This is a genomic window from Actinoplanes sp. NPDC049118 (assembly GCF_040648555.1).
In the GTDB taxonomy this organism is placed as follows: domain Bacteria; phylum Actinomycetota; class Actinomycetes; order Mycobacteriales; family Micromonosporaceae; genus Actinoplanes.
The window spans coordinates 294,204-315,478 of sequence record NZ_JBEZDY010000008.1; the positions used below are offsets into that span (position 1 = coordinate 294,204).

Below are 21,275 nucleotides of genomic sequence, written 5' to 3' on the forward strand. Positions count from 1 at the left end.
CGGCGGTTCAGTTGAACTTCCGACTGAGTGGGCCCGTACCTCGCATTGCGGTGCAACGATCCATCTGTCGTCTGCCGCAGTCCCCCGAGGAGCAGGTCATGAACCCACCGACGCCCGGTGTGCCGAACTGGGTTGATCTGGGTACCGCCGACCTCGGTGACGCGATCCGCTTCTACTCGGAGCTGTTCGGCTGGGAGGCCGAGGTCTCGGGCGAGGAGTACGGCGGCTACACCACGTTCCGCCTCGACGGCCGCGCCACGGCCGGTGCCGGGCCGCTGTACGGCGAGGGCCAGCAGACCGCGTGGAGCACGTACATCGCGACCGACGACGCGGACCTGATCGCGGCCCGGGTCGAGGCGGCCGGCGGCAAGGTGCTGGTGGCGCCGTTCGACGTGATGTACCAGGGCCGGATGGCGGCGTTTTTGGACCAGGCCGGAGCGCCGTTCAGCGTGTGGCAGTCGGGCACGATGCGCGGCGCGGACGTCTTCGACGCGCCCGGCGCCCTGACCTGGAACGAGCTGACGACCCGCGACGTCGAGGGCTCGGCGCGGTTCTACGGCGAGGTGTTCGGCTGGGTGGCCCGCGAGAGCGAGATGGGCGGCGGAATGCAGTACATCGTCTGGGAGCTGGAGGGGCAGCCGATCGCCGGCATGCAGCCGATGGACGGCGACGAGTGGCCGGACGACCTGCCGCCACATTGGATGATCTACTTCGCGGTGGCGGACTGTGACGACTCCGCGGCGTACGCCCAGGCGCTCGGCGGCCGGGTCGTGCACCCGCCGGTCAGCCTGCCGATCGGCCGCTACGCGGTGCTGACCGACCCGCAGGGCGGCACCTTCTCCATCCTGCAGAGCGCCGGCGCACCCTAGGGGGTGTCTCGCGGATCACGGCGTCGCCGAGCCGAGGTCCAGGTTTCGCGTCGCAAGCGGGCTGGAAGGTCGAATACCGGTGTTGTATTCGGCCTTTCAGCCCGCGCCGCGAGGCGGAAGCTGGGCCCGGCGCAGGCCGCCGTGATCCGCGAGACACCCCCTAACGGCGGACCGGCACGACCAGGGGGCCCTGCTCGCCGTCGATCACCTTGACGCGTACCCGGTAGTGCTTGGCCAGCAGTTCCTCGGTCAGCACCTCGCGGGCGGTGCCGGCCGCGACCACCCGGCCGCCGTCCAGCAGCACCATGCGATCGGCGTACTCGCCGGCGATCGACAGGTCGTGCATGGTGGCCAGGACGGTGAGGCCGCGCTCGCCGCGCAGCCGGTCGACCAGTTCGAGGACCTCCTGCTGATGGCCGATGTCCAGGGCGCTGGTCGGCTCGTCCAGGAGCAGGGTCCGGGCGCCCTGTGCGAGCGCCCGGGCGAGGAAGACGCGCTGCCGCTCGCCGCCGGAGAGCGTGTCGAGCCGCCGGGCCCGCATGTCCGACAGGTCGAGCGCGGCCAGCGCCTCGCCCACCGCGGCGAGGTCGGAGGCGGACTCCCGGCCCAGCATGGGCACGTAGGGGGTGCGGCCGAGCAGCACGTAGTCGAAGACCAGCATGCCGGGCGGGACGACGGGCGACTGGGCGACGGTGGCGACCGTGCGGGCCCGCTCCCGGCGCGGCAGCCGCTCGAGGGCGGTGCCGCCGAGTGCGATGTCGCCGTGGAACGGCAGCAGGCCGCCGATGGCCCGTAGCGCGGTGGATTTGCCGGCCCCGTTGGGTCCGATGATCGTGACCCACTCCCCGTCGGCGACATCGAGATCGAGGCCGTCGACGATGACGGCGCCGCCGAGCAGGACCCGCAGCCCGCGAACGGTGATCACGACGGCGTCCTGCTCTTGCGGAGGACGATCGCGAAGAACGGTGCGCCGAAGAAGGCCGTCACCACGCCGATCGGGATCTCGTTCGGGCTCGCCACCGTGCGCGCCACCAGGTCGGTCAGCGCGAGGAACGCCGCGCCGAAGAGCACTGACAGCGGCAGGATCGACCGGTAGCTCGGCCCGGCGAGCAGCCGCAACGTGTGCGGCACGATGATTCCCACGAAGCCGATCAGCCCCGACACCGAGACCGCCGCGGCGGTACCCAGCGAGGCGGCGACGATCAACAGGTACCGGCTGCGCTGCGGATGCAGGCCGAGGCTCGCCGCCTCCTCGTCGCCGACGGTCAGCACGTCGAGCTCGCGGCGCTGGGAGAGCACGATCGCCCCGGTCACCGCCGCGTACGGGAGCACGAGCAGCACGTCGTGCCAGCCGGCGGTGGCCAGCCGGCCGAGCAGCCACGAGTACACCTCGCGCAGCGTGTCGACGTGCTGCTGCATCAGGTAGGTCTGCGCCGCGGCGAGGAAGGCGGAGACGGCGACACCGGCGAGGATCAGCGTGGCGGGGCCCCGCGCCCGGCCGCCGGCGCCGCCGAGCAGCCAGGTGAGCGCGACGGCGACGATCGCGCCGACGAACGCGGCCAGCGGCACGCTCATCGGCAGGTTCGCGGTGGCGTCTCCCGTTCCCGAGCGGAAGGCGATCACGGCCGTCACGCCGAGCCCGGCGCCGGCGGCGACGCCGAGCAGATGCGGATCGGCGAGCGGGTTGCGGAAGACGCCCTGGTAGGCGGCACCGGCGAGGGCGAGCATGGCACCGACGAGCAGGCCGAGCACGACGCGCGGCAGGCGAAGCTCGGTGATGATGGCGACCTCGCGCGCGTTGAGGCCGCTGTCGATCTGCACGCCGGGCACGAGATTGAGCAGTTCGGCCGCGACACCGGCCGGCGGGAGGTTGACGGGCCCGAAGGCGATGCCCGCCACCAGCGCGACGAGCACGGCGACGACACCGCCGGCGAACCATCCCGCCCGCAGCCCGGCGGGCCGCATCCTCGCCGGCACACCGGCCGTGGCCCCGGCGCCGCCGTCGGCATCCGGGGGCGCGGGGCCGACCGGGCGGCGCCGTTGGGTCACGCCGGGACCTTGGCCACCGAATCGGCCACCGACTGCACGAGGTCGACCACGCGCGGCCCCCACCGCGACGCGATGTCGTCGTCCAGCGCCACGATCTGGTCCTTCTGCACCGCCGTGATCGCCGCCCAGCCCGTGCGCGCCTTGACGGTCGCGGGCGACTGCTTGCAGCAGTTGGTGTCTGCCAGGAAGATCAGGTCCGGATTCGCCTTGATCAAGGCCTCCGGGGACAGCTGCGGATAGCCGCTCTTGGCGCCGTCCGGGTCGGCGGGATCCGCCACGTTCTCCAGAGCGAACAGCGAGAAGATCGAGCCGATGAACGTGCTCGACGTGGCCGAGTAGAGCGTCGGATCGAGCTCGTAGTAGTAGCTCAGCGCGGCCTTCCTGGCCGGCACCGACTTCACGATCTTGTCGATCTGGGTACGCATGCGCTCCGTCAGCGCCGCCGCCTCGTCGCCGTGGCCGGTCAGGTCGCCCAGCTGGTCGATCTGCCGGTAGGAGTCGTCGAGGGTCTTGGCCGCGGGAGCCACCAGCACCGGGATCTTGAGCTTGGCGAGCTGATCGACGATCTTGTTGAGGTCGTCCGAGACGACGACCAGGTCGGGGTTCTTGGCCGCGATGGCCTCGGCGTTCGGCTTGAAACCGGACAGCTCGCTCCGCGGCGCGTCCGCCGGATAGGTCGACTGGTCGTCGACGGCCGCGACCTGCGGCCCGGCGCCGATCGCGAACAGCATCTCGGTCGCCGTCGGCGCCAGCGAGACGATCCGCTCGGGCCGTCGTTCCAGGGTCACACCGCCGGCCGTGACGGGGTATGCCGCGCTGCCGCTCGGCCCGGCCGTCCCGCCGGGCTCGTCGGAGCCGCCACCACACCCGCCGAGCAGCAGCGCGGTAGTCGCGACGACAGCCGTCAACACACGTTTCATTCTGGTCCTCCTGTCGGCCGAGGCTGCGGTGCTTCGCCGACCGGAGTCGTGACCGGTCCGCGAGGCGCCCCTCCCCGAGAGCGCTGAATCGCGACCGACGCCCAGGCGACCTGGCTTCACCCCCGACCCGGCGGGGGTTCACAGTTGCGGGACAGCGCCGGAATCTCACCGGCTTCGCTGCGACGCGGTCCAGACGAAACTAGCTCACGGTTCCGGCAGGCAGCGCGCCGAGGCCCGAAGAGCAGCCAACATCACCGAGTCGGGCGGCCGCCGCGGGCGGATCGGCCCACGCTGTCCGGCTTTGCCGGCCCGCCCGGGCTCACGTACGGTCGCCGCCCGGCGGAATCTGGGCTTCGGGCGTCGCGAAATTGGTGATGTTCGCCCGGAATTCGGTGAGCCATTCGGCCGTCTCGCCGTCGATCAGGTCGGCCACGTCGGAGGCGAATTGCTCGATGAGTTCGAGGCCGGCCTTGACGGTGGTCGCGTCCGCGCCGAATGCGGCGTCCGCATTCACAGCGGTCCAGGCGAAACGGAACTTTCCCAGGCGGCGTTCCAGCGCGCGGGCCGTCGTGATGTCGCGCATCCAGCCCGACGACAGCCCGAAGAAGTGATCGAACGCCACGCACCCCGCCGCGAGCGCCAGCATGACGTAGCCCCAGTTCGCGCTCCGGCCCTCGGTGGCGGCCAGCAGTGGTGCGACGCCGCCGACGACCGCGAAGAGGATGGCGAGCGCCCGCAGCGTCCGGGAGCCCACCCGCTTCAGCGCCTTGTCGCGCAGATACCAGTCCCGCGCCTCGGACGCGTTCGCCTCGGCCCAGGCGCGCAGGCGTTCCAACGTCGCTGCGGGGTCTCGCCATTCATCCACGCTCGGCACCGACATCTCGCCGAGCCGCAGATCCCGCTTGCGACGGTTGGCCATCGGGCACCACCTCTTCCCTTCAGGGATTGACTCACGTCAACCTCACCCATGACAAGGTAAGCGCCCGAGGCAACCTTCCGTGTACTGGCGCCTACTCTGTGCAAACTCTACGATTGTCTTCACGGAAAGCGAATGGGAGAACTCGGAGGGTGATATGAGCTTCATCCTCCACCTCTCTGATCTGCATCTATCTCCGCCCGACGATCGCGAAACGGTCGGCGACCACAAGATCAACGTAATTCCACTTCAGGATCGGGTACGCCGTACCGAGCTGATCCGGACGACGCTGCGTGAACTCGGCCGCGCACTCGAATACGGGCGCCGCCGGCTCGACGCCGTCGTGATCAGCGGCGACGTCACCTATCAGGGCCGCGCCGACGGATTCGACCTGTTACCCCGTACCCTCGCCGAACTCGGCCGCGTCCTGCCGGAGCCCGACAAGATCCTCGTCGTGCCGGGCAACCACGACGTCCGTTGGTACACCGCGCCCTCCAGCCCGGAACGCTACGAGCAGTTCCTCCGGCTGCGGCAGCTCGGCTACCGCACCCCGCTCCTCGAGGGCGTCGACTTCGACCGGTACGGCGAGATGCACCGCACGCCGCCCGACCCGCCGACGGTGGTCGCCGCCGACGGCAGCTTCATCCTGGTCGGGCTGAACACGGCCAACTACTGCGGCGTCGAGATGGAGGTCCCGCCCGAGGTGCAGGCCGCCTACGACGCGCTGTCCGGCCGGGCCGAGACGGACCCGCACCTGCGGACCCTGCTGGACGACTGGCGGCTGCGGGGCCGCTTCGACGTCGCCCGCCTCGGGCCGCACCAGCAGCGGCACGCCTCGGACGCGCTGCGCGAGCGCGCGCCCGCCGGAGCCGTACGCATCGCCGTCATGCACCACCAGTTGCTGCCGATCAGCCCCGACGAGGAGGTGAAGCCGTTCGAGTCCCTCACCAACCTCGGCGAGGTGCGGGACTTCCTCGCCGGCAACGACATCGACCTGCTGCTGCACGGCCACAAGCACGTCGAGCACATGTACGCCGACCGCTACCGCCCCAACCTCCGCGGGCTCAGCGGCGAGATCCGCAAGCTGCTGGTGTGCTCGGCCGGCACCGTCGGGCTCGGCTCGTCGTACATCGGCGAGGTCGCGAAGCTGCTCACCATCGACGCCGAGCACGTCGCCGCCCGCCGCGTGACCATGGAGAGCGTGCCGGCGACCCGCAACGGCATCCCGCTCAAGGTGAGCGCGTTCCGCAGCCAGTCGTACCGGATCGCCAACGACGATCCGGCCGAGACCGGTGAGATCACCGGCACCACCGCGCAGGACGTGCACGAGCAGCTGATCGACCTGTACGTGAAGGGCCGCGTCCCGCCCCGGTCGCCGTTGATCTGCCGGTTCGCCGACGGCCAGTCCGCGCTGAACCGGCCGATCTCCTATCCGCCCCTGCCGCTCGGCCGGGCGGACAACGACGACTGGTTCGAGCGGATGACCGGCCTGTGGCAGCGGCACACGCCGATCCGCGGCATGCCGTTCAACCACGGCTCCCGCATCTACAACTTCGGCGGGAACCGGGATCAGCTCAGCGCGGCGGCGGAGACCCTGTCCCGGGATCCCGCCAGCGGCAAGGCGCTCGTGATCCTGCTCGACCCGTTGCGCGATCACTCCGACGGGCAGGACCACCGCTACCCGGCCTTCTGCCTGGCGCAGTTCGTGGTCAGCGGCGAGAAGCTCGGCGTGGTCGCCTACTTCCGCAAGCAGGAGATGCGCTACTGGTGGGCGATAAACGTGGCCGAACTGGCGATCCTGCAGGAGCGGATGCTGGAGGAGATGCAGGCCCTCGACGCACACTACGGACCCGGCGAGATAACGACCGTCACGGCGATCCCCGTGGTCGCGGAGAAGGTGCCCCGGGTAGCGGTGCCGCGGATCGACCAGGTGGCGGACGAGCAGCCCGGCGAGCTGGTCCGGCTCGCGCTGAGCGTGTGCGCCCGTGATCTGCCCGGCCGCGAGACGTTCGTCGATCAGTGGTCCGCCGTGGTCGACGACTGGAAGCCGGGGATCACGGCGACCGTTGACGGCGACCCGGTCGCGACGTTCGGCCTGCGCGCCCTCGCCGAGGTGATCGAGAACGTGTCCCAGGCGATCGGCACCGAGGACCGGGCCGAGGACATCATCAGCTGCCTCAAGCAGATACATCAGCACAATGTCGACTTCGCCACGAAGATGCAGAGCAAGACGAATTACAAACGTACGCACGAGGAATGGCGACGCGAGGTGCAGCCGCTCGTCGCCCGCCTGCTGCGCACGGTGAACCGCATTCTGCTGAGCCCGGATCACCCGCATCTGGTGCTGGACCAGGATCTGCCGCCCGACACCGGGAGGAATCGCAGCGCCTAGCATCGCCGCGAAGTTGGTTGATCGTCGGTGACAACCGGCAGGCGGGTGTTCGCGTCCTATCTTCGGCCACGGACCGCAACGGACGTGGCGGAATCGGGGAGGGCGTGTGGACAAGGCCGCAGAGGAGTCGTTCCGGGGCTTCGTCGCGACCCGTTCCGGTGCCCTGCTGCGCACCGCGTATCTGCTGGTGGGCGAACGGCACCGGGCGGAGGACCTGCTGCAGACGGCGCTGGTCAAGACGTTCGTGCACTGGTCGAGCATCCGGGACCTCGGCGCCCTGGAGGGTTACGTCCGGCGCATCATGGCGACCACGGCGACCTCGTGGTGGCGTGGCCGGCCGTACCGGGAACGGCTGGTGGATCGGCTGCCGGACCGGTACCCGGACGGCGCGGCCGACGGTCCGGACGCCCGGCTGGAGCAGGACGCGATGTGGAAGCACCTGCGCGCCCTGCCGGCCAAGCAGCGCGCCGTCCTGGTGCTGCGTTACTACGAGGGTCTGGCGGAGGCCGAGATCGCCGACGTGCTCGGCATCTCCCGAGGCTCGGTGAAGAGCCACGCGTCGCGGGGCCTCACCACGCTGCGCCGCCGGTTCGACGCGGAACACACCGAAATGAAGGCGGTGTCATCATGATCGACGAGGAAACGACGGATCCGTTCGCCGAGCGGCTCGTGGCCACCCTGCAACGCCGCGCCGAGACGGTCGACGGGCCGCGGTTCGGGGCGGCCGACGTCGTCCGCACCGGCCATCGGACGCTGCGGCGGCGACGGGCCGCCGCTGGAGCCGCGGTCATGGCCGTCGTCGGCGCGGTGCTGGCCACGTCGCTCTTGCTACCCGGCCGTCAGCCGCACACGCCGGCCCTTCGGAACCCCGCACCGGCCGGGGTGGACCTGCTGAGCGGCAACACCGTCCACCGCGCGGACGGCACCCGGGTCACGCTCGGCCTGCCCGCGGGGATGACCGCGTCGAAGGTCATCCGGGTCGGGTCGGGCTGGGTGGCGGAGGTGGACTCGGTGGACTGGTTCCAGGTGTGGTTCGTGCCGGATAGCGGCGCGCCCCGCTCGGCGGGCAGGGTCTTCGGCGATCTCGGGGTCTCCCCGGACGGCCGGGTCCTCGTCGTCGCGCACGACAGTGTCCGCGTCGTGGCCTACGAACTGCCGTCGCTGCGCCAGATCGGCGAGCGGTCGTTCGACGACGGGATGGCGCCGGTCGTGCTCGGTGTCACGCCCGACGTGGCCCTGCTGAAGGGTGCGCAGGGCGACGGCACCCCGTCCAAGGCCGCGGTGTGGAACTTCCGCACCGGCTCGCTCCGGACCACCGCCCGCGACGTACAGACCTGGGGAGTCTCGGACGACGCGAAGGTGCTGCGCCAGGTCGGGAATTGCGTGGACGTCGTCCCGGTCACCGACGATCTGCCGGTGAGCCGGACGGGCTGGTGCGGCAAGGCCGGGTCGGCGCCGATTGTCGGCGGGCAGCTCTCCCCGGACGGACGCTGGGCGTCCCTGGAGCTCGGGCCGCCCGACGGGCCGGGTGCCGAGCCGACGACGGTGCTGGTCCGCACCGACGACCTGCGGGCCGGGCGGTGGCGGCCGGTGCCGACCGGTGGCCCCGCGGAGTTCGACGGCCTGTCCTGGGTGGGCGGCGACACGATGGTTCTGCGGGTGCCGGCTGGCGGTCTCCTGCGGTGCGAGGCGGGTGACCGGTGCGAGGCCCTGGTCGTGCCGCCCGGGGTCGCCGACCCGCAGGTCGTCGTGGCTCGCGGCGCCGCATAGCCAGGGACTCCGGAGGGGAGGGGATGCGCTGCGCACCCTTCCCTCCGAGGTCCGCATCCGCGTCCGCCGGTCAGGCGGTGGCGATGACCTCGTCGGACAGGCGCTCGCTCGCGACGGTCGAGATCTTGATGCCGAAGATGAAGATGTCGGCGATTCGATTGTTGATGAAATCGTCGCGGTCGTGGCCCTCGATCGCGTCGAGCAGCAGAGCCGTCAGCTTGGTCAGATGCAAGGTGAAGTGGCGCAGCTGTGCGTATTTGGGCATGCCGGCCACGTCCGGGTGGTAGGCCATGTCGTGCCGGATCTGCGCACGCTGCAACTCCAGCAGGGTCTTGCTGACCAGCACGGCCTCGCCGCCGTCGAAGCCGCCCCCGCCGGCCAGCGGGTGCCGGGACTCCAACATGTCCAGCCGTTCCGAATATCGCTGCCGGAGGTCGATTCCGGAGGCTTCCGCGAGTCGCCATCCCATGGCGCGCAGATCGGCGGCGGCCCGGAGCAGTTTCTCCCGGTCGACCTGTTCATTGTGCTCGGCACGATCACAATGGCGGGCAAGGTCGGCCGCCGTACGGATCAGAACCGGGAGCTCTGCTTGGAGCGCCAAATCGCCATTGACTGACACGTCTGCCATTATTCGCCTAAGAGTGAGGGTTACGACTCAACTTTGCGGATTGCCGTGGGACTACCACCCGGCTGAATTACCGGGCGGCGCGGCGGTCGATCGCCTCGGCCCACGCGACCGCGACGGCGGCCACCTGAATAAGCTCGCGCCGGAGGTTTTCCGGCCCGGCCTCGGCCGTTGCCTCGGCAACCTCCTCGAGGAGGATGTGCCGCCAGCTCAGGCTTCCGGTCTCGGCCGCCTCCTCACATTCCTTACGGGCCAGCGCCGCATCCGCGGCATACCAGTGCCCGGTGCCGTCCGGATGGTTCTGCGGGCCCCAGCGCTCGTCCTGCCGCCGGCGCTCGTCCGCGATCTCGGTCAGCACAGCGGCGAGTTCGGAACCCTCGCCGATCACGTGAGACGCCACGACATGACTCCTTCTCGCCGTACTCCCCCACCCGGGGAGAACGAATGGTAAACCCCCTGCGCTGCATCGTGGTTACCAGTGTCCGCCCACATGGGACAGGAAAGGCGCCCCACCAGCTCTGCCGGTGGGGCGCCGATCCGTGCGGATAATGATCAGCAGTACGTGGACTGCTTACCGATGACCTTGTACGGGCAGTCCGCCACCTCGGCGAGCAGCAGCGCCGCCTCCCGGTTGCGGGCGGTCTCCCGGGTGATCACGCTGGCGGGCGGGTAGAAGCCGCCGGCCGACGAGCTGGTCGGGTACATCTCGAACACGTACGCGAAGATCTTGTGTTGTCCCCACAGCCAGTCGAGCGAGTCGCCGTCGGTGATGTAGAGATCGCTGGACTGCTCGGGCGTGTACCGGTTCGTCGCCGCCAACTGCCGGCCGAGGGTCGCGAACGTGTTGTTCTGGTCCACGGTCATGCCGGTCGTGGTGTCGGCTCTGGTGTGGCCGAACGGCCACAGCACGAGCTCGGAGTAGGTGTGGAAGTCGATCGCGGCCTTGATCTGCTGCACGCCGCCGACCACGCGGCTGTTGACGAAGTCGCGGATCGCCCGGGTCTCCGGCGCCGAGAACGCCGAGGGGCCCCGGTAGGTGTCCGAGGAGGTGCTGCCGGACGAGCCGCCGCAGCAGCCCCACTTGTAGCCGTAGTTGCGGTTCAGGTCCGTGCCGACGTACGAGGATCCGGAGTTGGGCTGGCGGTTCTTGCGCCACGAGCGGTAGCTGCCGGTCGCGACGTCGTACTCCGAGCCGTCCGGGTTCACCGAGGGCACGATCCAGATCTCGCGGCTGTTGACCACGTTGCGGATCCGGGTGTCGGTCGCGTAGTTGTCGGCGTACAGGTGGAGCAGGTAGACGGCCATCTCGACGGTGAGGTGCTCGCGGGCGTGGTGGTTGGCGTCGTAGAGGACCTCGGGCTCGTTCTCGTCCGTGCCGACGTTGTCGGAGATCTTCACGGCGACGATGTCGCGGCCCTGGTAGGTCTGGCCCAGCACCCGCTTGCTCGCGATCGCCGGATACTGCGCCACGATCGCGTTCACCTCGGCGACCATCTCGGCGTAGTTGTGGTAGGCAGCGTCCCGGGAGGGGAAGTCCAGCGTGGACACTTTCTCGGTGGGCAGCGGGACCGTGACGGGATTGACCGTGAAGCCGAGTGCGCGCAGCGCCTTGACCTCGCTGCCGGTCGCGGTTATCTCCACAATCGAGTGCTCGGCACCGTCGATGGCGGCGCCGGTGCTCGCGATCGCGTTGCGCTGGGCGAGCGTCCGCACGTCGTAGACCTCGTACTGTGCCGAGGTGTCGGCGCGCGCCACCGCCGTGGCGGGCGGCGGGGCGGCGGCGGCCGCGGCGATCAGGGCCACGCCTATTGTCGCGGCGGCTACTCCAGCGGTGACGCGTCGTCGTCTCATGAACGACCTCCGGGGGGTGGCAGAGGGGTTCGGGCCCCGTCACTGCACCACCCGGAATCGATGTTTGGCAATGAATTCGGCCACGGCCGACCATGCCAAAGTGCCCCCTACGTCGGCGTGATGACCGCCGAGCGCAGGTCAGGAGGTCTTTCCGTCGCCGTTCTCGGCGGACCCGGCGGAGGCGCGGCCGGCATCGGAGGCCCGGTCGCCCCCGGCGGCAGGCCCGGCGTCCGCGGCGCGGTCGCCCGCGGCGGCCGCCGCCTCGTCGCCGGCGAGGGCCGCGCGCAGCCGCTGCTTCTCCGCCTTGCGGCGTTCCGCGACCGTGCCGAGCTGCTCGGCCATCTCGTTGCGCCACCGGGCCAGCAGGAAGTAGGAGAACGCCGCCGAGGCAACCAGTGCGATCATCGCCTTGACCAGGAAGTTCAGCGGGACCGGCAGGAGCAGCGCGAAGACGGCCACGAACAGGCCGATGCGGCCGAGCGTGTACTTGACGGCGGGACTCATCACGAAACTCCTGTCAGCCCACGCGGTGACTCAGCCACCGGAGGCCGTAGAACCAGATCAGGCAGTAGACGACCGTCAGGCCGAACGCGCCGACCGCGCCGCTGACCAGCGGCGGGAAGGCCGCGGCGGCGAGCCCCGCGAGGGTCATGCCGACCGCGACGCCGAAGCCCGCGGCGAGCCCGGCCACCACGATCCGGTACGCGCCGTGGCCGGCCGCGCGGAACTCCTCGGTGAACAGCCACACCGGCAGGATCAGGGCGAGCCAGCCGCTGGACGAGCCGAACTCGAACGCCTGGGCCAGCGACATGATCGCCTCGAAGACGAGCAGCACCACGACGCCGGTGACGAGGCCGGCGAAGGCGACACCGAGCAGATCGCCGATGGTCACCAGCCGTCCGTCGGCGTCGCGGCGCGGGCGGCGCTCATTCCTGGTTTCGGCCATAACAACGAGAGGGTACGCCGGGAGCGTCCGTTCCCTACGCCCAGACCTGCTGCGGCTCGCTGCGGCGCTCCGCGAGCGAGGTGGGCTTCGCGTACTCCCGCACGACCTCGTAGCGGGTGTTGCGCTCGACGGGCTGGAAACCCGCGTCCCAGATGATGTTGAGCAGGTCGTCGCGGTGCATCGTGGTGGGCGTGCCGTACTCGTCGGCGTCGTGGGTGATCTTGTATTCGACCACCGAGCCGTCCAGGTCGTCGGCGCCGAAGTTCAGCGAGAGCTGAGCCACCGACAGCCCGTGCATGACCCAGAAGTTCTTCAGATGCGGCACGTTGTCGAACATCAGCCGGGACACCGCGAAGGTGCGCAGCGACTCGGCCGGCGCCGCCATCGTGGTGCGCGCCTGGATCCGGTTACGGATCTTGCCGTCCGCCGAGTCGACGAAGTCGTGCTGGTAGCGCAGCGGGATGAACACGGCGAAACCGCCCGTCTCGTCCTGCAGTTCCCGCAGGCGCATGACGTGGTCGACCCGGTGCCGCGGCTCCTCGATGTGGCCGTACAGCATGGTGGCGGGGGTCTTCATGCCCTTGGAGTGTGCGAGCCGGTGGATCCGGGACCAGTCTTCCCAGTGGCAGTTGTGGTCGACGATGTGCTGGCGGACCTCCCAGTCGAAGATCTCGGCACCGCCGCCGGTCAGCGACTCCAGCCCGGCGTCCATCAGCTCGTCGAGGATCTCGGTCGCCGGCAGGCCGCTGATCTTCTCGAACCACTGGACCTCGGTGGCCGTGAAGCACTTGAGCTTGACGTTGGGCAGCGCCGCCTTCAGCTCGCGCAGCACCTTGGGGTAGTAGCGCCAGGGCAGCGTCGGGTGCAGGCCGTTGACGATGTGCAGCTCGGTGAGCTGCTCGTCCTCCATCTCCTTGGCCTTACGGACGGCCTCGTCGATGCGCATCGTGTATGCGTCCTTCTCACCCGGCTTGCGCTGGAACGAGCAGTACGCACAGCTGGCGGAGCATACGTTGGTGAGATTGAGGTGCCGGTTGACGTTGAACATCACCCGGTCGCCGTTCATCTCTGTCCGCTTGTGGTGTGCCAGGCGGCCGAGCCATGCGAGATCATCGGACTCGTAGAGGGCGACGCCGTCGGCGCGGGTCAGCCGCTCGCCCGCGTAGACCTTGGCCTCCAGCTCACGCTTCAGTCCGATGTCCATGTGTGCCCCTTTCCCATCGCTCACCGCCGAGCCTACGTCCTGGCACCGGCGGGGATGGGAGCGCGGCAACTTCGGGGCGGCGCGGATCACGTAGTCGGGCTTACGATTCTCAGGCTCCTCTCAACTCGAATCGATCGACAGCGGTGCACGGGTTGGGGTAAGAACCTAGTGGGACGAAAAGCGTCGGATGGCGACCGACGCAGACCGGGGAGCACATGTTGACGATGAGGCAGTACGGCCGAGGAGGCTCGCTGCGGACGCGCCCGTGGTGGCGCCCGCTGGCGTATTCCGCCGCGACCGCCGCCGCCATCGCCATGCTGTTCAACCCGCTGCCGGCCTCCGCCGACCCGGTGACGCCGCCCGCGGTGCCCGACGCCGGCTCCCGGCCGCTGCCGACCGGCGCGCTCACGATGCCCGGGCAGACGAGCACCACCCCGACGGCCCCGATCGCCTCGACCGGCGTCGCGATGACCCCGCTGCTCGCCAAGATCGAAAAAGGCCGGGACGAGATCGCCACCCTCGGCGAGAAGCTGACCCGGACCAAGGAAGACTTCGACCTCAGCACCCAGCAGCTGGCGACCGCCGATCAGAAGGTCGCACAGAGCTCGACCGCGCTCGCGCTGGCCCAGAACGAGGCCGCGGACGCCGCGGCCTCGGCCGTCCGTGACGCCGCCGCAATGCCACCGGGCACGGTCGGCTCCGGCCTGGAGGATCTCGACTCGCTCGCCCGGATCAACCGCGGCGACGCCGCGACCGAGCAGGCCGCGAGCCGGCAGCTCACGATCGCACAGGACTCCTACGCGGACGCGCTCTCCGAGCAGCAGTCGGTGCGGGCACACCTCGACCGGATCACCCTCGATCGCAACAAGCTCCAGGCCGAGGTCGACAAGAAGTCGGCCGCCCAGCAGAAACTCGAGAAGCGGCACGCCGACGAGGTCGCCGCCAACGACGCCGCCAACGCGGCCCGCGACGCTCAGGCCGGCGCGGGATACCTGGCGGGCGAGAACGCCGGCCGCGGCGCCGACCCGCGGGCCATCGCCGCGCTGACCTTCGCCCTGGCCCAGCGCGGAGATCCGTATGTCTGGTCCGAGGAGGGCCCGGACCAGTACGACTGCTCCGGCCTGATGTACGCGGCCTACCACTCGAACGCCGCGGGCAATTTCCCGCTGACCCGGGTGTCGAAGGACCAGTACTACCAGACCCGCGCCAAGGTCGTTGACCGCTACTCGTTGCTGCCGGGAGACCTGCTCTTCTTCAGCTCGACCAGCAGTTGGACGGGAATCCACCACGTCGCGATGTACGCCGGCGACGGCATGATGGTCGAGGCGCCGCGCACGGGTCTCAACGTCCGCCTGACCCCGGTCCGCTGGACCCGGCTCTTCGGTGCGACCCGCATCTACGGCTCGGTCGAGGGCACCGTCGAGGGCCCGGTGCTCGGCAACCCGGATCCGGAGACGCCGAGCGACAACCCGACGACGAAGCCGCCCACCACCAAGCCGACCACGAAGCCGACGACCAAGCCGACCACCAAGCCCACGACGAAGCCGACGACCAAGCCGACGACGCCCTCGACGCCACCGTCGACCCCCAGCACCCCGCCGACGAACCCGACGCCGAGCGCCTCCGGGTCGCCCTCGCCTTCGCCGAGCGGCACCGCGGCGGAGTCAACGGGCTCACCGTCGGGATCGGGCAGCGCGTCGACGTCGGCGTCGGCCTCCAAGGCCGCGGCCTCGAAGTCGGCCGCGCCTTCGTCGGCGTCCACGAAGTCGGCGTCCGCGTCCGCATCCTCGTCCACGAGGTCGCCATCGGCCTCCGCTTCGAGCGACGGCGACTGAGCCGATTTCTCGATCTTCAAGGCGGGGAAACGCCTGACGCCGGATGCGCTTATGAGCGCTGATATGGCACGGTAGTCACCAGCGCCCGGCAATCGACATGCCCGGCGTCCGGCATCTGGCGCCGCCACGCGAGTGGCGGCGATCGGGAGGACCCATGGACGAGCAGCAGGCGAAACCGGACAGCGACGGCGGGACGCCGCACGCTGCGCGGACGCCCGCGAGCAGCGCCGGGCCTCAGAACGATCAGGGATACGAGCCGCCACCGCCGCCCGCGCCGGGCGCCCTGTGGGCGTCGGCCTCCGGCACCGCATCCGGCGGTGCGACCGGATCGGCCGCCGCGCCGTCGGGCCCGGCCGCAGCGAGCGCGTCCGCCGCACCGTCCGGCGCGGTCTCGGCGAGCGCCGGCGTGCCCCCGGCGTCGGTGAGCTCCCCTCCCACGCCCGCCGGCTCGACCGGCGGCGCCACCCGGCCGGTCTCCGTTCCGCCCAGCGCCAACGCCGCACGCGCCACCGTGCCCGGCTCGATCGATCCGGCCGGCGCTCGGGCCGCCACCTGGCCCAGCGGCCAGGCCAAGATCTACGGTGCCCGCAACACGGACCGGGCCGCCGACCAGCCGGCGGTGACCAAGCCGGACGAGGCCGACAAGCCGGCGGCCGCGGCCAAGCCGAAGGAAGCCGACAAGCCGGTCGGTGTCAGCTGGATGAGCATCGCCGAGAAGCCCAGCGCCGGGGAGAAGCCCGGTCAGGCCGAGCCGGAGCCGGATCTGCCCGAGCCCTCCACCCCGGAGCCGCCGAAGCCCGCCCCGGCCAAGCCCGAGCCCACCCGGCCCGAGCCCGCACCGCTGCCGACCCCGGCTCCGACCCCGCCGACCCCACCGGCACCGACGCCCGCTCCGAGCCCGGCGCCGCCCGGTCCCGTGCCGCCGGGCCCCGGTCCGTCGCCCGTGCCGCCCGGACCCGGTCCGAGCCCCGTGCCGCCCGGCCCCGGACCCTCGCCCGTGCCGCCCGGACCCGGTCCGGACCCGGTGCCGCCGGGCCCCGGACCCTCGCCCGTGCCCGGACCGTCGCCGTCGCCGTTCCCCGGGCCGCCGGTGATCCCCGCGGCCGGCGCCGGCCTGCCGGCGTACACGATGCCGCCCCCGGCCGGGCCGGCCGCCGCGAGTGGACCCTTCAGCGCGGGCGGCGCGGCTGCGCATGACCACCAGCCCCGCAGCGGTTCGACTCCCTACGGGGTAGGCGCATCGGGCGGCGCCCGGCAGCCGTTCGGCGGACCGGCCGCACAGGTCAGCAGCAACCCGACGCGGCCGACGACCTATGGGTCGGGATCCGGACAGCAGCCGGCCGCCGTACCGCAGCAGCGGGTGCAGGGCACCGTCTACGGCGGCCTGGCCGACTACGCGCCGGCCGACATGACCATGCCCGTGAGCACCAACCCGGTGGAGAATTCCGGCTCGCTGACCGGCCACATCCTGGCCCAGGGCTGGCGCGACGGGCCCGATACGCAGCGGCAGAGCAACGTCAAGGTGGTCGTCGCCATGCTCATCGTGCTGCTCATCCTGGTCGGTGTGAGCCTGGCTTTCCTCTTCACCGTCGGCGACGCCTTCAGCGACATGATTGGCGGCGTTTTCAAGGATTAGGTTGTCGGGAACCGCCCGTCCCCCTAAACTGGCGAGGTTGCGCCGAAGGGTGAGCCTGCCCACTACCGGCGCGGAATGCGGGCGATGTCGAGCACGTTGACCCGTACACTGATGGAAGTAATTGACCTGGCGTGCCCATGTGGAGCACGCCACGGGCGTTCTTGCGGTCATTTCAGCGGCCGGCTGTTCGTAGCCGCGGCGGGCCATTCGCGAGCATGCGCCCCCGTAGAGAGGTTCTCTTGACCACTTTCGCTGACCCCAGCACGTTCCCGTCCGTCTTCGAAGTTCCCGCCGATGCGGGCGTTACCCCCCGAACCGACGTTCCCGAGGCCGCGCAGGAGATCCCCGCCGCCGCCGAGGTGGAGCTCACCGAGATCCCCGCACCCGTCGTTCCGAGCTTCGCCGAGCTGGGTCTCCCCGCCGAGCTCGTCCGCGTGCTCAGCCGCGAGGGCATCAACACCCCGTTCGAGATCCAGGCCGCCACCATGCCCGACGCCCTCGCGGGCCGGGACGTGCTCGGCCGTGGCCAGACCGGCTCCGGCAAGACGCTGGCGTTCGGCCTGCCGCTGCTCGCCCGGGTCGCCAAGGGCGGCCGCGCGCTGCCGCACCAGCCGAAGGCCCTGATCCTGGTGCCGACCCGCGAGCTGGCCATGCAGGTCGCCGACGCCCTCATGCCCCTCGGCCGTTCCGTCGGCGTCTTCCTGAAGACCGCCGTCGGCGGCGTTCCCTACGACCGGCAGATGGACGCGCTGCGGCGCGGCGTCGAGGTCATCGTGGCCACCCCGGGCCGCCTCGGCGACCTGATCGAGCGCGGCGCCTGCAAGCTCGACGCCGTCGAGGTCACCGTCCTGGACGAGGCCGACCAGATGGCCGACATGGGCTTCCTGCCCGAGGTCACCGAGCTGCTGTCCAAGACCCCGGCCGACGCGCAGCGGCTGCTCTTCTCGGCCACGCTCGACGGTGACGTCGACGCGCTGGTCAAGCGGTTCATGAACGACCCGGTCACGCACTCGACGGCACCGGCCGAGGCGAGCGTGTCCACGATGGAGCACCACATGCTCCTGATCCCGCCGCACGACAAGTTCCCGATCACCGCCTCGATCGCCAACCGGGACGGCAAGACGATCGTCTTCGCCCGCACCCAGATGGGCGTCGACCGGCTGGTCGACCAGCTCGCGGCGGTCGGCGTCCGGGCCGGAGCGCTGCACGGCGGCAAGACCCAGCGGGTCCGCACCCGCACGCTCGCCGAGTTCAAGGAAGGCCGGACGAACGTGCTGGTCGCCACGGACGTCGCGGCCCGCGGCATCCACGTCGACGGCATCTCGCTGGTCATGCACGTGGACCCGCCGAAGGACCCGAAGGACTACCTGCACCGTGCCGGCCGTACGGCCCGCGCGGGCGAGTCCGGCGCGGTCGTGACGCTGGTGCTCCCGAAGCAGCGCCGCACCACCGCCTCGATGATGCTGAAGGCGGGCGTCACGCCGGCCGAGCTCCGGGTGCGCCTGGGCGACGAGAAGCTCGCCGAGGTCACCGGTGCCCGTGAGCCCAGTGGTGTCCCGGTGCGGATCGAGCCCGAGCCGCGCGAGCGCGGCGACCGGCCGCGTCGTTTCGGCGACCGCCCGCAGCGCGGTGGCTACGGCGACCGTCCCCGCAGCGGTGGCTACGGCGACCGGCCGCAGCGCACCGGCGACCGGCCCTCGTTCGGCGACCGGCCCCGCAGCGGCTTCGGCGGCAGCGGCGGTGGCGAGCGCACCTACGGCGACCGCCCGCGCGGCGGCGACCAGCGTTCGTTCGGCGACCGCCCCCGCGGCGGTGAGCAGCGCACCTACGGCGACCGTCCGACCGGCGACCGCTCCTACGGCGACCGCCCCTCGGGTGACCGCTCCTACGGCGACCGCCCCTCCGGCGACCGCCCCTACGGTGACCGGCCCGCTGCCGGCGGCGACCGCCCGCGCGGCGGCGACCAGCGTTCGTTCGGCGACCGTCCGGCGCGCAACTTCGGCGACCGTCCCGGTGGCTTCCGGCGTGAGGGCGGCCGCAACGACCGCTACTCGGCGGGTGGCCGTCCGGCACACACCCACTGATCGACGGCACCAAGACGAAGCCCCCGGCGCTCCCCCGCCGGGGGCTTCGGCGTTCACCAGGTCGGGTTCGAGCGGCGCGACTGCGGGTACTGGGCCGGTCATGGCCGTTCTGCCGGGATCGTTCTTCTGGGTCCGCCGCGACACCTCCGGCGCCGAGCACGCGCTGGTCGACGCGGGCGACGGGCTGCGGGCGCGGGGCACCGTGCTCGCCGTGAACCCGCTCGCCTACAGCGGCGGCTACGAGCTGGTGACCGACGCGGACTGGGCGACCCGCTCTTTCGAGGTGAGCGTGGCCGGCGCCGGCTGGGCGCGAACGTTACGGCTGGAGTCCGAGGGCGGGCGCTGGCACGCGAGCACCACCGAGAAGGGCGACCTGGACGCGGCGCTGACCGCCGCCGGGCACCCCAGCGCGGGCCTGCCCGGCACCGGGGACCCCGACCTGCTCTTCGACGCCTTCGACGTCGATCTGACCGGCTCGCCGCTGACCAACACGCTGCCGATCCGGCGGCTCGGCCTGCTCGAGGCGGAGCCCGGCGTCGCGCACCGGGTCAGCGTCGCGTGGGTGCTGCTGCCCAGCCTCGAGGTGATCCAGGCGGATCAGATCTACACGGCGCTCGGCCCCGGCCGGGTGCGTTTCGCCAGCGAGACGTTCAGCGCCGACCTGGCGGTCGACGACGAGGGCTTCGTCGTCGACTACCCCGGGCTGGCCGGGCGGGTGGGTTAGACCCGCTCACGGATCCAGGCGACGCAGGCCTTGTCGACGGCCGAGAAGGGCTTGCCGAACGCCTCCTGTGAGGCCGGTTCGAGGTCGCGGTCCTCCCGGAGGTAGAGCCGGACGAAGTCGAAGAGCGCGCGCTGGCCGTACTTGCGGGCCATGCAGTCGGCGGCGAAGTGGCCCAGCCCGTAGAAGGCGTCGCTGGCGGCCGGGCTGGCGTCCCCGTCGAGACCGCGGGCCGCGATCGACTTGGGCCGCTTGCTGCCCTGCACCACCGAGCGCACGCTCGAGCGGCGCCAGCTGGCCGTCGCGGGCTTCGGGTACCAGCCGATGTACTCGGCGATCCCCTCCTCCAGCCACATGTCGCCGCGGCCGCCTTCGCGGTCGGCGCCGCCGAGCGTCACGACGTGGCCCAGCTCGTGCTGGATCGTGCTCGTCATGACCTGCCGGCTGTTCTTCAGCTGTGCGACGTTGAGCACCACGTCGCTGCCCGCGGCGTTGAGCGGCATCGCGTACGCGATCACCCACTTGTCGGTGACGCCGCCGTACCAGGTCTTCCACTGCTTCGCGCCGGCCAGGTAGATGCGGTACTTCTTCTGCGGGTTGCCGACCATGCCCGCGAAGCGGTCGTTGACGACCGCGGCCTTCTCGGCGACGGGCATGACCAGTTTGAAGTACTTCCGCTCGCTGCGGCTGCCGATCAGCGTCACCCGCCGGCCCTGCTGGAAGACCAGGTCGCCGGACTCCCACGGGGTCGGCTGCTGCTCCTCGCGGCTCTTCTTCACGGTCTGCGCGGTGATCAGCCACCGCTCCTTGACGGACTTGAAGGTCAGCTCGTGGCTGACCCACGGCCGGTTCCCGGAGTCCTCACCGGGGCAGGTGTCCGTGCTGAAGCAGTATTCGGCCTTGGCGGTCACCGCGACCGTGCCGTTCTTCCCGCTCTCGGGGTCTTCATCCGTCCAGTAGGCGAACTCGCTGACGCCGAGCGCACGCAGCGACTTGAACATGAGGCGGTACTTGGTCCGCAGCTTGGACTGGGCCGGGTCCAGGGCGGCCAGCCAGCCCTTCTCATCGCCGCGCAGCAGCGCCTCACCCTGTGCCTTCAGCGTCGCGTCGATCGCCTCGGACTGCGTCAGCGGGCGCGTCCGCCGGGACGGCGGCTCGGCCGCGGCGGCGGCGACCCGCTCCGCCAGCGAGTCACGGTTGACGTAGACCACGCCGGCGCAGAGGGCGAGCGTCGCGACGAGCAACAGGGCGCCGCCCGCGAGCAGGTACCGTCCGCGGCGCCGGGGCGGCGGCAGGTGCAGCGGCACGGTGCCGGGAACGAGCACGAGCGGCGGTAGCTGGCCCACCTCGACGGGCGCGCGCTGGTGCGGGATCAGTGGGGCGGGTGGGGCAGCCGGGAAGACCGGCGGGGAGGGGTGGTCCTCGGCGTCGCGCACTGTGCTCCTTGAGCCCGAAGC

18 protein-coding genes, 1 pseudogene and 1 riboswitch are annotated in these 21,275 nt (G+C 71.2%); of the genes and pseudogenes, 8 read left to right on the top strand and 11 right to left on the bottom strand.

What is annotated here, in order from left to right; genetic code table 11:
* Window positions 1-98 precede the first annotated feature (98 nt).
* Window positions 99-869 (top strand): VOC family protein, encoded by a 771-nt coding sequence (locus AB0B58_RS15310; protein ID WP_360223568.1) that lies wholly within the window; start codon window positions 99-101, stop codon window positions 867-869.
* 160 nt (window positions 870-1,029) lie between these two features.
* Here AB0B58_RS15310 and AB0B58_RS15315 read toward each other — a convergent pair whose 3' ends face one another.
* The 4 genes from AB0B58_RS15315 to AB0B58_RS15330 all read right to left on the bottom strand — a co-directional run bounded on the left by AB0B58_RS15315 (window position 1,030) and on the right by AB0B58_RS15330 (window position 4,757).
* Window positions 1,030-1,791 carry an ABC transporter ATP-binding protein gene (locus AB0B58_RS15315; RefSeq protein ID WP_360223682.1) on the bottom strand — a complete coding sequence of 254 codons (762 nt, stop codon included), beginning with the start codon at window positions 1,789-1,791 and terminating at the stop codon, window positions 1,030-1,032.
* On the bottom strand, window positions 1,791-2,834 hold the full coding sequence (locus AB0B58_RS15320) for an iron ABC transporter permease (RefSeq protein WP_360223684.1): 1,044 nt from the start codon (window positions 2,832-2,834) through the stop codon (window positions 1,791-1,793). The genes AB0B58_RS15315 and AB0B58_RS15320 overlap by 1 nt, the downstream gene beginning before the upstream one ends.
* Window positions 2,835-2,914: 80 nt before the next feature.
* Entirely contained in the window at window positions 2,915-3,838 is a 924-nt protein-coding gene (locus AB0B58_RS15325; RefSeq protein ID WP_360223570.1) for an ABC transporter substrate-binding protein, read from the bottom strand.
* 109 nt (window positions 3,839-3,947) lie between these two features.
* Window positions 3,948-4,011: riboswitch (cobalamin riboswitch) on the bottom strand.
* 146 nt (window positions 4,012-4,157) lie between these two features.
* On the bottom strand, window positions 4,158-4,757 hold the full coding sequence (locus AB0B58_RS15330; RefSeq protein ID WP_360223572.1) for an SLATT domain-containing protein: 600 nt from the start codon (window positions 4,755-4,757) through the stop codon (window positions 4,158-4,160).
* A gap of 154 nt (window positions 4,758-4,911) precedes the next feature.
* Here AB0B58_RS15330 and AB0B58_RS15335 point away from each other — a divergent pair, with 154 nt between their 5' ends.
* The 3 genes from AB0B58_RS15335 (at window position 4,912) to AB0B58_RS15345 (ending at window position 8,916) form a co-directional block, all read left to right on the top strand.
* Window positions 4,912-7,146 carry a metallophosphoesterase gene (locus tag AB0B58_RS15335; RefSeq protein ID WP_360223574.1) on the top strand — a complete coding sequence of 745 codons (2,235 nt, stop codon included), beginning with the start codon at window positions 4,912-4,914 and terminating at the stop codon, window positions 7,144-7,146.
* A gap of 106 nt (window positions 7,147-7,252) precedes the next feature.
* A complete protein-coding gene (locus tag AB0B58_RS15340; RefSeq protein WP_360223576.1) occupies window positions 7,253-7,777 on the top strand; it encodes a SigE family RNA polymerase sigma factor in 525 nt (174 codons plus the stop codon).
* Entirely contained in the window at window positions 7,774-8,916 is a 1,143-nt protein-coding gene (locus tag AB0B58_RS15345; protein WP_360223578.1) for a hypothetical protein, read from the top strand. The genes AB0B58_RS15340 and AB0B58_RS15345 overlap by 4 nt, the downstream gene beginning before the upstream one ends.
* 70 nt (window positions 8,917-8,986) lie before the next feature.
* On the opposite strand, the gene AB0B58_RS15350 is transcribed toward AB0B58_RS15345, so the two are convergent.
* The 6 genes and pseudogenes from AB0B58_RS15350 to mqnE form a co-directional block, all read right to left on the bottom strand.
* Window positions 8,987-9,535 carry a hypothetical protein gene (locus AB0B58_RS15350; protein ID WP_360223580.1) on the bottom strand — a complete coding sequence of 183 codons (549 nt, stop codon included), beginning with the start codon at window positions 9,533-9,535 and terminating at the stop codon, window positions 8,987-8,989.
* Between the two features lie 76 nt (window positions 9,536-9,611).
* Window positions 9,612-9,941 carry a hypothetical protein gene (locus AB0B58_RS15355; RefSeq protein ID WP_360223582.1) on the bottom strand — a complete coding sequence of 110 codons (330 nt, stop codon included), beginning with the start codon at window positions 9,939-9,941 and terminating at the stop codon, window positions 9,612-9,614.
* 155 nt (window positions 9,942-10,096) lie between these two features.
* Window positions 10,097-11,392, bottom strand: a pseudogene (locus AB0B58_RS15360) (M14 family metallopeptidase); the annotation flags it as partial.
* Window positions 11,393-11,530: 138 nt separating this feature from the next.
* Entirely contained in the window at window positions 11,531-11,896 is a 366-nt protein-coding gene (locus tag AB0B58_RS15365) for a DUF4229 domain-containing protein (protein ID WP_360223584.1), read from the bottom strand.
* A gap of 13 nt (window positions 11,897-11,909) precedes the next feature.
* Complete coding sequence (locus tag AB0B58_RS15370; RefSeq protein ID WP_360223586.1) at window positions 11,910-12,338, bottom strand: hypothetical protein; 429 nt, start codon at window positions 12,336-12,338, stop codon at window positions 11,910-11,912.
* Window positions 12,339-12,372: 34 nt separating this feature from the next.
* Window positions 12,373-13,542: an aminofutalosine synthase MqnE gene (mqnE, locus tag AB0B58_RS15375; protein WP_360223588.1), complete on the bottom strand. Its 1,170-nt coding sequence runs from the start codon at window positions 13,540-13,542 to the stop codon at window positions 12,373-12,375.
* 215 nt (window positions 13,543-13,757) lie between these two features.
* On the opposite strand from mqnE, the gene AB0B58_RS15380 reads away from it, so the two are divergent.
* From AB0B58_RS15380 to AB0B58_RS15395, 4 genes are all read left to right on the top strand, one after another.
* Window positions 13,758-15,377, top strand: coding sequence for a C40 family peptidase (locus tag AB0B58_RS15380; protein ID WP_360223590.1), 1,620 nt, complete (start codon window positions 13,758-13,760; stop codon window positions 15,375-15,377).
* A gap of 154 nt (window positions 15,378-15,531) precedes the next feature.
* Window positions 15,532-17,013, top strand: coding sequence for a hypothetical protein (locus AB0B58_RS15385; protein WP_360223592.1), 1,482 nt, complete (start codon window positions 15,532-15,534; stop codon window positions 17,011-17,013).
* 359 nt (window positions 17,014-17,372) lie between these two features.
* Window positions 17,373-19,097: a DEAD/DEAH box helicase gene (locus tag AB0B58_RS15390; protein WP_360223686.1), complete on the top strand. Its 1,725-nt coding sequence runs from the start codon at window positions 17,373-17,375 to the stop codon at window positions 19,095-19,097.
* A gap of 100 nt (window positions 19,098-19,197) precedes the next feature.
* Window positions 19,198-19,821: a putative glycolipid-binding domain-containing protein gene (locus AB0B58_RS15395; protein ID WP_360223594.1), complete on the top strand. Its 624-nt coding sequence runs from the start codon at window positions 19,198-19,200 to the stop codon at window positions 19,819-19,821.
* On the opposite strand, the gene AB0B58_RS15400 is transcribed toward AB0B58_RS15395, so the two are convergent.
* The gene (locus tag AB0B58_RS15400; RefSeq protein ID WP_360223596.1) at window positions 19,818-21,254 is read right to left on the bottom strand and encodes a hypothetical protein; all 1,437 of its coding nucleotides are present in this window, start codon (window positions 21,252-21,254) and stop codon (window positions 19,818-19,820) included. The two genes, AB0B58_RS15395 and AB0B58_RS15400, sit on opposite strands and share 4 nt — an antisense overlap.
* Window positions 21,255-21,275: the final 21 nt, after the last annotated feature.

What these genes read in the sequence shown, in the direction of transcription:
- AB0B58_RS15310 (WP_360223568.1), top strand. Translation starts at nt 99, where the DNA reads ATGAACCCACCGACGCCCGGTGTGCCGAACTGGGTTGATCTGGGTACC.
- AB0B58_RS15320 (WP_360223684.1), bottom strand. Translation starts at nt 2,834, where the DNA reads ATGCGGCCCGCCGGGCTGCGGGCGGGATGGTTCGCCGGCGGTGTCGTC.
- AB0B58_RS15325 (WP_360223570.1), bottom strand. Translation starts at nt 3,838, where the DNA reads ATGAAACGTGTGTTGACGGCTGTCGTCGCGACTACCGCGCTGCTGCTC.
- AB0B58_RS15330 (WP_360223572.1), bottom strand. Translation starts at nt 4,757, where the DNA reads ATGGCCAACCGTCGCAAGCGGGATCTGCGGCTCGGCGAGATGTCGGTG.
- AB0B58_RS15335 (WP_360223574.1), top strand. Translation starts at nt 4,912, where the DNA reads ATGAGCTTCATCCTCCACCTCTCTGATCTGCATCTATCTCCGCCCGAC.
- AB0B58_RS15345 (WP_360223578.1), top strand. Translation starts at nt 7,774, where the DNA reads ATGATCGACGAGGAAACGACGGATCCGTTCGCCGAGCGGCTCGTGGCC.
- AB0B58_RS15365 (WP_360223584.1), bottom strand. Translation starts at nt 11,896, where the DNA reads ATGAGTCCCGCCGTCAAGTACACGCTCGGCCGCATCGGCCTGTTCGTG.
- AB0B58_RS15370 (WP_360223586.1), bottom strand. Translation starts at nt 12,338, where the DNA reads ATGGCCGAAACCAGGAATGAGCGCCGCCCGCGCCGCGACGCCGACGGA.
- mqnE (WP_360223588.1), bottom strand. Translation starts at nt 13,542, where the DNA reads ATGGACATCGGACTGAAGCGTGAGCTGGAGGCCAAGGTCTACGCGGGC.
- AB0B58_RS15380 (WP_360223590.1), top strand. Translation starts at nt 13,758, where the DNA reads ATGTTGACGATGAGGCAGTACGGCCGAGGAGGCTCGCTGCGGACGCGC.
- AB0B58_RS15385 (WP_360223592.1), top strand. Translation starts at nt 15,532, where the DNA reads ATGGACGAGCAGCAGGCGAAACCGGACAGCGACGGCGGGACGCCGCAC.
- AB0B58_RS15395 (WP_360223594.1), top strand. Translation starts at nt 19,198, where the DNA reads ATGGCCGTTCTGCCGGGATCGTTCTTCTGGGTCCGCCGCGACACCTCC.